The 12,104-nt window shown below is 64.2% G+C and carries 11 protein-coding genes; 6 read left to right on the top strand and 5 right to left on the bottom strand.

The window, feature by feature from the left end:
• Nucleotides 1–112 precede the first annotated feature (112 nt).
• From M3A49_RS14750 to M3A49_RS14765, 4 genes are all read left to right on the top strand, one after another.
• Entirely contained in the window at nt 113–2,938 is a 2,826-nt protein-coding gene (locus tag M3A49_RS14750; RefSeq protein WP_266229284.1) for a 2-oxoglutarate dehydrogenase E1 component, read from the top strand.
• Nucleotides 2,939–2,944: 6 nt separating this feature from the next.
• Nucleotides 2,945–3,553 carry an AraC family transcriptional regulator gene (locus tag M3A49_RS14755; protein WP_266229285.1) on the top strand — a complete coding sequence of 203 codons (609 nt, stop codon included), beginning with the start codon at nt 2,945–2,947 and terminating at the stop codon, nt 3,551–3,553.
• Nucleotides 3,550–3,849: an ArsR/SmtB family transcription factor gene (locus M3A49_RS14760; RefSeq protein WP_028202276.1), complete on the top strand. Its 300-nt coding sequence runs from the start codon at nt 3,550–3,552 to the stop codon at nt 3,847–3,849. Before M3A49_RS14755 ends, M3A49_RS14760 begins: the two co-directional genes overlap by 4 nt.
• 70 nt (nt 3,850–3,919) lie before the next feature.
• Complete coding sequence (locus tag M3A49_RS14765) at nt 3,920–4,867, top strand: LysR family transcriptional regulator (protein WP_266229286.1); 948 nt, start codon at nt 3,920–3,922, stop codon at nt 4,865–4,867.
• Here M3A49_RS14765 and M3A49_RS14770 read toward each other — a convergent pair.
• The 5 genes from M3A49_RS14770 to M3A49_RS14790 form a co-directional block, all read right to left on the bottom strand.
• A complete protein-coding gene (locus M3A49_RS14770) occupies nt 4,864–6,159 on the bottom strand; it encodes an HlyD family efflux transporter periplasmic adaptor subunit (RefSeq protein ID WP_266229287.1) in 1,296 nt (431 codons plus the stop codon). The two genes, M3A49_RS14765 and M3A49_RS14770, sit on opposite strands and share 4 nt — an antisense overlap.
• A gap of 34 nt (nt 6,160–6,193) precedes the next feature.
• Entirely contained in the window at nt 6,194–7,717 is a 1,524-nt protein-coding gene (locus M3A49_RS14775; protein WP_266229288.1) for an efflux transporter outer membrane subunit, read from the bottom strand.
• A 56-nt stretch (nt 7,718–7,773) separates the two neighbouring features.
• Nucleotides 7,774–8,211, bottom strand: coding sequence for a MarR family winged helix-turn-helix transcriptional regulator (locus M3A49_RS14780; protein WP_266229354.1), 438 nt, complete (start codon nt 8,209–8,211; stop codon nt 7,774–7,776).
• 113 nt (nt 8,212–8,324) lie between these two features.
• Nucleotides 8,325–9,887, bottom strand: coding sequence for a DHA2 family efflux MFS transporter permease subunit (locus tag M3A49_RS14785; protein WP_266229289.1), 1,563 nt, complete (start codon nt 9,885–9,887; stop codon nt 8,325–8,327).
• An 88-nt stretch (nt 9,888–9,975) separates the two neighbouring features.
• Nucleotides 9,976–10,413, bottom strand: a complete 438-nt coding sequence (locus M3A49_RS14790) for a MarR family winged helix-turn-helix transcriptional regulator (RefSeq protein WP_266229290.1) — start codon at nt 10,411–10,413, stop codon at nt 9,976–9,978.
• Nucleotides 10,414–10,683: 270 nt separating this feature from the next.
• Here M3A49_RS14790 and M3A49_RS14795 point away from each other — a divergent pair, with 270 nt between their 5' ends.
• Together M3A49_RS14795 and M3A49_RS14800 are read left to right on the top strand one after the other, a co-directional pair.
• On the top strand, nt 10,684–11,106 hold the full coding sequence (locus tag M3A49_RS14795; RefSeq protein ID WP_266229291.1) for a VOC family protein: 423 nt from the start codon (nt 10,684–10,686) through the stop codon (nt 11,104–11,106).
• A gap of 259 nt (nt 11,107–11,365) precedes the next feature.
• Entirely contained in the window at nt 11,366–12,076 is a 711-nt protein-coding gene (locus M3A49_RS14800; protein ID WP_266229292.1) for an SDR family NAD(P)-dependent oxidoreductase, read from the top strand.
• Nucleotides 12,077–12,104 lie beyond the last annotated feature (28 nt).

A 12,104-nucleotide genomic window follows, 5' to 3' on the forward strand; every position in this document is an offset into this window, starting at 1 on the left:
GTTCACGACTGCGGTAGGGCAAACAACCCGGGCGGACCGGAAGGCGTTATCGCCATCACTCCACGTGTTGCGCCCGACATTGGACCGCACACCGACCAAAGGCAGATTCATCATGTTGAAAGAACGTCAGAGCTCTTTCCTCTTCGGGGGCAACGCCCCTTACGTCGAAGAGCAATATGAAACTTACCTGGCTGACCCGGATGCGGTCACCAGTGAATGGCGGGCGTGGTTCGATGCACTGCGCGAAACGCCCGCTATCGACGGCAGCGATCGCGATGACGAGCCGCACGCCCCCGTCATTTCCAGCTTTGTGGAGCTTGCCAAGCAGCCGCCGCGCATGATCGTCCAGGCCGATACCACCGTCGCCAACGACTCCGGCCTTGGCCTCGCGCGCAAGCAGGTCGCGGTACAGTCGCTGATCGCCGCGTTCCGCATGATCGGCACGCGCACGGCCGATCTCGATCCGCTGATGTGGACGCCGCCACGCGCCTACGCCGAGTTGACGCCGGCTTATTACGGCCTGACGGCCGCGGACATGGCGACGACATTCAGCACCGCCGACACGTTCCTGTTCGACGACGACGCCACGCTGCAAGAGCTCGTCGCGGCGCTGGAGCAAACCTACACGGGCACGCTCGGCGCCGAATTCATGCATCTTACCGACGCCGGGCAGCGGCGCTGGTGGCAGATGCAGCTCGAATCCACGCGAGCCAGACCGTCGCTGCAGGCCGCGGAACAACGCCGGCTGCTGGAACGCCTGAGCGCGGCAGAAGGCCTCGAGAAATACCTTAACGCACGCTACGTCGGGCAGACGCGCTTCTCGCTCGAAGGCGCGGAATCGCTGATTCCGATGCTCGACGAAGTCGTCCGCTACGGGGCTTCGAAAAAGTTGCGCGCGGTGGTGATGGGCATGGCGCACCGCGGACGCCTGAACGTTCTGGCGAATATCGTCGGCAAGCCGTTGCGTGCGCTGTTCGACGAGTTCGATGGCAAGGATCCCGACCGACTTGCCGCAGGCGACGTGAAGTATCACAAGGGCTTTACGAGTTCGGTCGATACGCCCGAGGGACCGGTCGAAGTGATGCTCGCGTTCAACCCGTCGCATCTGGAAATCGTCAATCCGGTCGTGCAAGGCATGGCGCGCGCCAAGGGCGAGGCCCTGGGCAGCGCCGACGGGGTCGAGGTTCTGCCGGTCGAGATACACGGCGACGCGGCGATGTCCGGCCAGGGTGTCGTCATGGAAACCTTGAGCCTCTCCTATACGCGCGGCCACGGCACGGGCGGCACCCTTCATATCGTCGTCAACAATCAGATCGGCTTCACGACGTCCGATCCGCGCGACACGCGTTCGTCGTTCTACACCACCGACGTCGCGAAGATGATCGAGGCGCCCATCCTGCATGTGAATGGCGACGACCCCGAAGCCGTCGCGATGGCGGTGCGCCTTGCCCTCGACTATCGTACCGCGTTCAAACGGAGCGTGGTCATCGATCTCGTGTGCTTCCGCAAATTCGGGCACCAGGAGCAGGACACGCCGGGCATCACGCAGCCGCTGATGTATCGCGCGATCGCCAGCCATCCCGGCGTAAGAACCCGCTACGCGCAGAAGCTGATCCAGCAAGGCGTGTTGACGGCCGAAGAAGCAGAGGGCTACGTCAGCGCGCGGCGTGAACTGCTCAAGCGTGCGAACGAAACCGACGGCTCCGACGCGGCCTCTTCACGCGAGGAAGCGGTGAGCCCGGCTTCTCACCCCACCCCTTCGACGGAAACGCTGCGCCGTCTCGCGCATCAGATTTCGACCGTTCCTGAGGGCCTTGCGCTCCATCCGCTGGTCAAGAAGATGATGACCGGGCGCCAGGAAATGGCCTCGGGAACACGGCCGCTCGACTGGGGCATGGGCGAGCATCTGGCATTCGCTTCGCTGCTCGGCGCGGGGGTCAGCGTTCGACTGAGCGGGCAGGATAGCGCGCGCGGGACGTTCAATCATCGTCACGCCGTGTTGCACGATCAAACGCGCATGAACCGGCCAGATGGCGTTTATATTCCGCTCGATCATCTCGGTGTTGCGAGTGACAAAGCGCAGGGCCGCTTCAATGTGACGAACTCCATCCTCTCCGAAGCGGCGGTGCTCGCGTTCGAGTACGGCTATACGACGGTGAACCGCGATGCGCTGGTGATCTGGGAGGCGCAATTCGGCGACTTCGCAAACGGCGCGCAGGTGGTGATCGACCAGTTCATCGCAGCGGCCGCCGCCAAGTGGGGGCAACGCAGCGGCCTGACGCTGTTCCTTCCTCATGGGCAGGAAGGCGCGGGACCCGAGCACGCATCGGCGAGGCTCGAACGCTATCTGCAGTTGAGCGCGCAGGACAACATGCGTGTCGCCCAGCCAACCACGCCGGCGCAACTATTCCATCTGCTGCGCATGCAGGCGCTCGCCTCCGATCGCCGCCCGCTTGTCGTCATGACGCCCAAGTCGCTGTTGCGGCATCCGGAAGCGCTCAGCACGTTCGAGGAGTTGAGCGAGGGCGCATTCCGCGAGGTTCTGCCGGATACGCAGGTCGAGGCGTCGCGGGCATCCAGCGTCGAGCGCGTGATCGTGGCCACAGGCAAGGTGTACTTCGAATTGCTCGAGCATCGCCGCGCGAACGCGGCCGACACGCCGATCATCCGTGTCGAACAGCTATATCCGTTTCCAGCAAAACAGTTGGCCGCCGAACTCGCGCGCTATCCCAACCTGAAGACCGTCGTCTGGTGTCAGGAGGAGTCGCGCAACCAGGGCGCATGGAGTTTCGTCGAGCCGCAGTTGCGCGACCTCCTGCCAACGGGTGCGAAGCTGGCCTACGCCGGTCCTGACGCCGGCGCATCGACCGCGCCGGGCTACCATTCGGCGCACGTCGCGCGGCAATCCGCGCTGGTCGAGCAGGCGTTCATGGGGTAACCGCGCATGCGTGTCGCGATGATGCTTTATGCGGGGTTTCAACTGCTCGAGGTGAGCGGCCCGATGGATGTGTTTCATGCAGCGAATCGCCTGTATGGCGGCGCGTTTTATGAACCGCACCTCGTCGGGACCTCGCCTGGGCCCGTGCTGTCTTCCAACGGCACGGCGGTGGGCACCACGGAATGCCTGTTCGAAACGAGCACGCCGTTCGATGTCGTCGTGGTGCCCGGGTCTCCCGTGGTCAGTTCGGCGCGTGAGCATCGCGAACTCGTGACGTGGCTCGGCGACGCCGGGGCCGCCACGCGCAGGCTGGCCTGCATTTCCACTGGCGCGTTTCTGCTGGCGCGCGCCGGCGTTGCCGACCGCCGCTGGCTGACCACGCATTGGCGCGACGCTCACCGCCTCGCGGCCGAATATCCACGGGTGCACGTCATGTCCAATCCCGGCTGCCTGAAGGATGGCAACCTCTATTCGTCGGGCGGCGCAAGCGCCGGCATTCACCTGGCGCTGTCGATCGTGCGGGAAGACCTTGGGGAAGGTGCCGCGGGAACCATCGCCAGAACGTTGTTGATGCAGCCGCGTTCAAGCACCGCGAGCGCGCAAGGAACGCCATGATAGACGCGAACCGGATTCACAAGGCACTCGCCAATCCCCTGCGGCGCGACATCCTCGCGTGGCTGAAGGTCCCCGCCGATGCCTTTCCAGAGGGCCATGTCGATCTGGGTCGCGGCGTGCCCGCACACGCCATCCAGGCACGCAGCGGGCTCTCGCAGTCCACCGTATCGGCGCACCTTGCCGTACTGGTCGAAGCGCGACTGCTCGTTTCGACGCGAGTCGGACAATGGATGTTTCTGTCACGTAACGAAGAAGTGATACGGACATTCGCCGAACAGATTTCCCTGCATTTATAGGAGAATCTGGCGTGGCGCGAGTTTGCGTCGTAGCTGCGTGCGAGACAGATCTATCCGTGGAAGACGCGTAATGGACAAGCTGGACATGATGCGGATTTTCGTCCGCATAGCGGAAGAAGGAAGCTTTACGGGCGCGGCCTCGCGTCTGGATATTCAAACCGCCAATGCGTCGCGGGCGGTCTCGCAACTCGAGTCGCAATTGCGCACGCGCCTGCTGCATCGGAGTACGCGGCGGCTCTCGCTAACCGAGGCGGGCCAGCGCTATCTGGAGCGATGCGAGCGCATCCTCGCGTGTGTCGACGAGGCCGAGGCAGAGGCGGCCAATGCGCAGGTCAATCCCTCCGGGCGGCTGCGCATTCATGCGTCGCCGAGCTTCGGCCAGGCCTATGTGGTCCCGGCGCTCGTGCGCTATCGCGAGCGGTATCCCGCGGTATCGATCGAATTGACGTTGTCGCAGCACACGCCCGACATCATCGAGGCAGGCTACGACGTGATGTTTCAATTGAGTACGACAGAGTTGCCGGACTCGCGGCTCGTGTCGCACCGGCTCGGCGATGTCCACAACGTGCTGTGTGCGGCACCCGCCTATCTGGATACCCACGGCGTGCCGCGCACGGTGCAGGACCTGGAGGCTCACACGTGCCTGCAGTTCGTCACGACGTTCTTTCCGCGCGATCGCTGGCATCTGCACGGCCCCAACGGCCGGGAGACGGTGGCGTTCCCGAAGGCGCCCGTCGAAATCAATCTTCCCGATGCGCTCAGCGTCGCCCTTCGCGAAGGCGTAGGCATCGGCGCGCTGCCGATGTCGACGGCGCTGGCCATGCTCGATAGCGGCGCGCTGGTGCGTGTATTGCCGCAATATCGCCTGCAGCGGCTCACCGCCTATGCGGTGCACGCCTCGCGAAAGTACCTCGACGCCAAGATCAAGACGTTCATGGATGACCTGCGCGAGGCGGTGCCCAAAGCGCTTGCTGCGGATGCTCAAGCGCTTTGCCGGGCCGCCGCCAGACTCGCTTAGCCCGCGGTTCCCTTATGATCGCGCGCCGCCACACGTTGCGGCGTGGGTTGTGACGCAGTCGCAGGTGCCGCCATTTCGTTCTGCTTGATGATCTTTTCGATCTCGCCGTCGGCTTGCGCGTCGTACTGTGCGAAGACATCAGTGCGATAACGCGTATTTTGCGCCGCGCCGAGCTGCGAGCCCGAGTCGTCGCGCGTATCGGCATCCACCGTCATCGAGAGGCCGATGCGCAACGGACGCGCCGCGAGTTCGCGTGGATCGAGCGCGATGCGCACCGGCAGGCGCTGCACGATCTTGATCCAGTTGCCCGTGGCGTTCTGCGCCGGCAGTGTCGCGAAGGCGCTGCCCGTGCCCGCCGAAAAGCCTTCGATGCGACCGTGATACTTCACGCTCGAGCCGTAGACATCGGCAGTGAGCGTCACCGGCTGGCCAATGCGCATGTGCTTGAGCTGCACTTCCTTGAAGTTTGCGTCCACCCACACGCCGTCGAGCGGCACGATCGCCATGAGCGGCGTGCCGGGCGACACGCGCTCGCCCACCTGCACCTGGCGCTGCGCCACATAACCCGTCACGGGTGCGGGCAAGGTATCGCGCGCATACGCGAGCCAGGCCGCGCGCACTTTCGAGGCGGCCGCCTGCACGTCCGGATGCTGTTCGACCGACGTGCGATCGGTCAGCGCGTGATTCGCCGCCCCCTGCTGGCGTGCGGCGTCGAGCGCGGCCTGCGCGGCCTGCACGGCGTCGCGCGCGTGGGCGATGTCTTCGGCGGAAACGGCGCCCGAGTCCGCCACTGCGGCGCGGCGGCGCAGATCGTCGTTGGCGCGCGCCAGGTCCGATTCGCGTTGCGCCACGTTCGCCGCATAAAAGTCGTTGTTGACATAGAGGCCGCTCACGCGTCGCACGGTTTGGCCGAGCGACGCTTCGGCATCGGCCAGCGCGATTCTTGCGTCGGCCGGATCGAGCGTCACGACAGGGTTGCCCGCCTTCACGATCTGCGTGTCGTCGGTGTTGACGGCGACCACCGTACCCGTGACCTGCGGCGTGAGCTGCACGAGATTGCCGCTCACGTAGGCGTCGTCGGTCGATTCGTGAAAGCGGCCTTCCGTGAAGTAGTACGCGCCATAGGCCGCGCCCGCGATCAAGGTGAAGGCGCCGAGCAGCGCGATCAGGCGCTTGCGGCGGCCCGGGGGCGTGGCTTGCTGGTCATTGTTGGCCGGGGCCGCTTGCGCGCCGTTTTTTTTCTCGTCGCGTTGATCCACCGGCTCGCGGTCGGTCGTGATCGTTTCGCTCATTTCAGTTCTCCTGACGGGTTTGCAAACATGCCGTTCAACGCGCGGCGGCAATGACGGAATTGGCTTGAGGGTTGGGTTGGGCGGCAGCGTCCGCGTGGTGGCCGGTATCGGCCGAGGTGTCGACATAGCCGCCACCCAGGTCCGAAGCCAGCGCGATCTGCTCGTCGCGGCGATCCATCTTCAGGTTAGCGATGGCTTCGTCGGCGTTCAGCGCCGTGACGTCGGCGTTGAGCACCGTGAGCTGATTGGTCAGGCCGCCCTTGTATTGCGTGATCGCGAGCTGGTCGGCATCGCGTGCCGCCTGCTGCGCGGTTTGGGCATCGACGAGCTGCGCATCGCTCGAATGGATCTGCGCGAGCTGCGTGGCCACGCCGCTCAGCGCACCAATGAGCGTCTGGTCGTAAGCGGCCACGGCGTAGTCGAACTCGGCGTAGCGGCCCTTCAACTGCGCACGCAGCTCGCCGCCGTCGAAGATCGGCAGGTGGACCGCGGGGCCCACCGAGGCCGTGCGGCTCGCGGCGGTCAGGAAGCGGCCGAAGCCGAACGCGTCGAGACCGAGCGCGGCGCTCAGGTTGATGTCCGGATAGAACTCGGCCTTCGCCTCCTTCACTTCGTGCGTAATCGCGTCCACGCGCCAGCGCGCCGCGACGATATCCGGGCGCCGGCTCACGAGGTCGGCGGGCAGGTTGTCCGGCAAACGCACCTCGTCGCCCACGCCCAGCGTCGGCCGCGTGATCGCGAGCCCGCGGTCGGGGCCCTTGCCCATCAGCGCGGCCAACTGGTAGCGCGTCGTGAGAATGCTGCCGTCGAGCGCGCTCACCCGCGAGCGGCTGGTCGCCAGGTTCGCCTGCGCGGTCTTGCGCTCCACCTGCGTGTCGAGGCCCGTGGCAATGCGGCCCGCGGTGATGCGGTCGATCTGCTCGCGGCGCGTGACTTCTTCCTGCGCGATGTCGCGCAATGCATAGAGCCGCGCCAGTTGGTTGTAGGTGCGTGCGATCGAGGTATCCAGCGTGAGCTTGACGACTTCCTCGTCGGCCTCGCTCGCGGCCGTCTCCGAAACGGCTGCCCGCAGCGCCTCGCGATTCTTGCCCCACAGGTCGAGATCGTAGGAAGCGGTCAGCAAGCCCTTGTTTTCGGTCTGCCACGAGCCGGCGTACGGCGGCGGAATCAGCGCCGTGCTGCTGTACTGCTGGCGCGTGAGCGTGTAGCTGGCGTCCACGCGCGGCAGCGTGCCCGCCTTCGCGGTTTCGCTATAGGCCTGCGCCTGAGCCACGCGCGCCCTGGCCTGCTCGACGCTCGGGCTGCCCTGCAGCGCTTCAGCAATCAGCGCCTTCAACTGCGCGTCGCCGAACTGGTCGACCCAATCGGCGGACGGCCAGTGCCCCTGTTCTTGCGGCAGGCTCTGCGCCGTCTCGAACCGTTGCGGCTGGGCCATCTGCTTGTCGCTGTGGATGCCCGCGTAGTTGGCGCAAGCCGCCAGCATGGCCATTGCAATCGCCGATACGCCCAGCTTCAGCGTACGGGTACCGATGCCTGCTTTAGAAGTCTGAGATTTCATTTTCTGACATATCAGATTAATGGTCGAAAAAAAGCGCGGCACCACGGCCGCACCGTTCAGTCGTCTGTGAACTTGCGAAGCAGGCGGTTCAGTTCGGCAAACTCCGCCCTGGTGAACTTGCGCAGGCGTGCGTTCAACACGTGCGGCGCGACTTCCGGAATCTGGTCCGCCGTTTCCAGTCCTTTTGCGGTGAGGTTCAGATTGACCACACGGCGGTCGTCTGCGTCGCGCGAACGCTCGAGCAGACCCTTGGTTTCCAGCTTGTCCAGCATCCGCGTCATGAGGCCCGTATCGATGCCGAGCAGCTTCGACAGTTCGAACGGCGTGGTCGCCTCACCCTGCTTCACCGAAAGCAGAATGCCCATTTGCTGGCCCGTGATGTCGAGGTCCTTGAGCGCCGCGTCCATCTCCGCGACAACCAGATTGCGCGCCTTGACGATTCTGAAGCCGACACTTTCCGTGAGCATGAAATTTCTCGTCGTGTAGTGGTCCATCGCGACATCCTCCATGTTGAACAGCACAATATCTGCATTATCAGATACTGTCAAGAAAAACACGTGAGCTTTGCCATCAGGTTTGCCGTCTGAACCGGGTTCAACTGCTGAATTCAGTGTCCGCCAGCGCCTGCCGCGCCCGCGCCACCGCCCTTGACCGGCCGCGTCACCCAGATCAGCGGGATGATGACGACGAAGATCACCGCCGATATCCAGAAGATGTCGTTCAACCCCAGCATGGTGGCTTGCGCGTTGAGCGAGGCTTCGTAAAAGGCCGTGGCCTTGGGAATGCCGCCGCCCAGCGTCGCATGCAGGTGCGCGATGGCGCCGGTGAACGCCGGATTCTCCACGCTCGTCTGCTCCGCGAGCCGGGCGTGATGGAGGATCGTGCGGTCGTTCCAGGCGTTGCTCATGAGCGACGTGCCCACGGCGCCGGCGAAAATGCGCGCGAAATTGGACAGGCCCGCGGCCGCCGGAATCTCGTCGGGCCGCAGACCCGACAGGATGATGCCGGTGAGCGGCGTGAAGAACAGCGCCGTGGGAATGCCTTGCAGCAGCGTCGGCAAAATCAGCGTCCAGGCGTCCACGCCGGTCGTATAGTTCGAGCGCATGAAGAACACGGCGGCGAAACCAACGAACGCGAGGGTGGCGAGCACCCGCAGGTCGGAGCGCGGCATGAGCTTGCCCATCACGGGGGCGAGGATCACGGCGAAGATCCCCAGCGGCGCGGTGACGAGCCCCGCATCCACCGCGCGGTAGCCGAGAAAGCCCTGGATCCACTGCGGCAGGATCACGAGGTTTGCAAAGAAGATCGCATACGCGACCGAAATCGCAATCGTGCCGCCGAGGAAGTTGCGTTTGGCGAACAGCCGCAGGTTGACGATCGGCTTTTCCTCAGTCAATTCCCAGATCAGGAAGAACACGAAGCTGACCGCGGCGACGATAGTGAGCACCCAGATGACCGGCGAGTTGAACCAGTCGAGGTCCTTGCCCTTGTCGAGCATGATCTGCAGCGGCGCGACCCACGCGATGAGCGAAATCAGCCCGACCTTGTCGATGGGCAATTTGCGTGCCGGCGTCTCGCGGTCGCGGTAGATCGCCCAGATCACGCCGGCCGCGAACAGGCCGACCGGCACGTTGATATAGAAGATCCACGACCAGCTGTAGCTGTCGGTGATCCAGCCGCCGAGCGCCGGACCCGCGATTGGTCCGACGGTTGCGGTCATCGCCCACAGCGCCAGCGCATTCGAACTCTTTTCCTTGGGGAAGGAGGCGAGCAGCAACGCTTGCGACAACGGCACCAGCGGCCCCGCCACGGCGCCCTGAACGATACGGGCCACCAGCAGCGTCAGCAGGTTCGGCGCGAGACCGCAGGCTGCCGACGAGAGCACGAACAGCAGGATCGCCCAGACGAACAGCTTGACCTGGCCCACGCGCTGCGTCAGCCACCCGGTCAACGGAATGGACACCGCATTGGCCGCGGCAAACAGCGTGATGACCCACGTGCCTTCGTCGATCGACACGCCGAGGTTGCCGGAGAGTGTGGGAATCGCGACGTTTGCAATCGACGAATCCAGCACGTTCATAAAAGTGGCGAGCGCCACGGCGAAGGTGCCGAGCGCGAACTTCGCGCCCGTCAGCTGGGGTAGCCCGCCTGGGTTCGTCGATGGATTCATGTTAGGTTCTCTCGTCTGGATGCGAATGTCCCGTCAAGCACGGGCCGTTATCTGACATGTCTGATAATTGGGCAAAAAAAAGGCCGCCCTAGCCATGGAGCAGTCTGGAAAGCAGTGTGCTCAAGGCGTCGAAGTCGGACCTCGAGAAGTGCGAGAGCCGCTCGCTCCAGGCGCCAGGCGCTACGTCTGCGTTGCGGGCCGCGACCGAGTGGCCCTCGCGTGTCAGCGAGACGTCCACGAGGCGCCGGTCCGTGCCATTGCGCGCGCGCGCCACGAGCCCGCTGGTTTCGAGCTTGTCCAGCACGCGGGTCATCCGGGCGGGGTGGACGCCAAGGAGCTTCGCCAATGCCGCCGGCGTTTTCGCGCTCCCACAGGCCAACGTCAGCAGAATGCCGCGCTCCTGCAGGTTCAGCCCGGCGTCCTTGAGCCCTGCCCTGAGTTCAGTGGCCATCAGGTGGTGCGCCTGACCGAGCACGAACACCAGCTTCTGCGTGCGCTCGAAATCTTCATTGACGGGATCGTTCATCGATTGCCCTCCTCAATATCTGATGCGGACTATATCTGACATGACAGATGTGTGCAAGGAAGTTTCCGCGGCCGCAGAAAGACGCGCCGGCGCCTCGATCCAGCACCCGAGCGTCCGTCAGCAGGCGACGCGATACACCATGTAAAAAGTGATGTGAACGGCAAGCGATAATCGACGTCGTTCCTGGCAGCTATATTGTTTCGGCAGAGATTGGATCCGTGAGGTGCGGAAGTCCGGATCGGCGCACTCTTTTTTCAGGAGAATCGAAGCATGACTGACAAACCGCTTACGCTGGGCATCGATCATGTCGGGCTGACCGTGCGCGACCTGAACCTCACCCGTGACTTCTTCGTGAATTGTCTGGGCTGGAAACAGGTTGGCGAGCGACCCAGTTATCCGGCTGCGTTCGTTTCGGACGGACACGTCATGTTGACCCTCTGGCAAGTGACCGATCCGAGCCGCCTGGTCGAGTTCGACCGCAAGACCCATGTGGGCCTGCATCATCTAGCCTTGCGCGTAGGCAGCGAAGAAGCACTCAACGATATCTTCTCGCGCGTGTCCGCCTGGCCGGGCGTGACAATCGAGTTTGCGCCGGAGAACCTGGGCCCGGGGCCGAAACGCCACACCATGGTGTACGAGCCGGGCGGGATCAGGCTCGAATTCGACCACGATCCGCGCACGCAGGCCTCCTGAGCCTCGCAGCAAGCCGCGCGTGAGGCCACACGCGGTCAGGCCGGTCCCATTTAGTCAGTTATCCAAAGTTAAACAGGCGTCATTGGCCTGGCCTGTTTCGCCGCGCGTCATCGCGCCCAACTCGCTCTCATTCGTTCCTGTGACTCACAACTGTTTGTCCGCGTCCTGTATTCAAACCAGGGGCATGGATGCGTAAATTGGTCGTCATCGGAGCAGCAAACCCGATCAAAAACAGAGTCCAACTTACTTCGAGGTTCATATGAGTCAATCCCCCAAAGTCGTCGTGATCACCGGCGCATCGCAAGGCATCGGCGCCGAAACGGCCAGGGCATTCCGCGCACTCGGCCACAAGGTGGTCGCGACCTCGCGCAACATCAAACAGACTGACGATAGCGATCTCGTCGCAGTGGCCGGCGATATCGCCGACCCGGCCACGGCTCGCCGTGTCATCGAAACGGCCGTCTCGCGCTTTGGCCGCGTCGATACGCTCGTCAACAACGCGGGCATTTTCGTAGCGAAGCCGTTCACGCAATACACCGCGGAAGACTACGCGGCGATCAAGGGCACCAACCTCGACGGTTTCTTCCATATCACGCAGCTCGCGATTGCGGAGATGGAAAAGCACGAGAGCGGCCACGTCGTCACGATCACGACGACGCTCGTCGATCACGCGATCGACGGCGTGCCGTCGGTGCTGGCCTCGCTGAGCAAGGGCGGTCTCGCCGCCGCCACGCGCTCGCTGGCGATCGAGTATGCCAAGCGCGGCATTCGCGCCAACGCGGTATCGCCTGGCATCATCAAGTCGCCGATGCACGCGCCCGAAACCCACGCCGCGCTCGGCGCGCTGCATCCGATGGGGCATATGGGCGAGATGAGCGACATCGTGAACGCCATCCTTTATCTCGACTCGGCGCCCTTCGTGACGGGCGAAATCCTCCACGTCGACGGCGGCCAGGTCGCCGGCCACTAAGGCGCGCTGCGCACTGCCGGGCCCCACC

The sequence above is a fragment of the Paraburkholderia sp. CNPSo 3076 genome (assembly GCF_026343935.1).
In the GTDB taxonomy this organism is placed as follows: Bacteria; Pseudomonadota; Gammaproteobacteria; order Burkholderiales; family Burkholderiaceae; genus Paraburkholderia; species Paraburkholderia nodosa.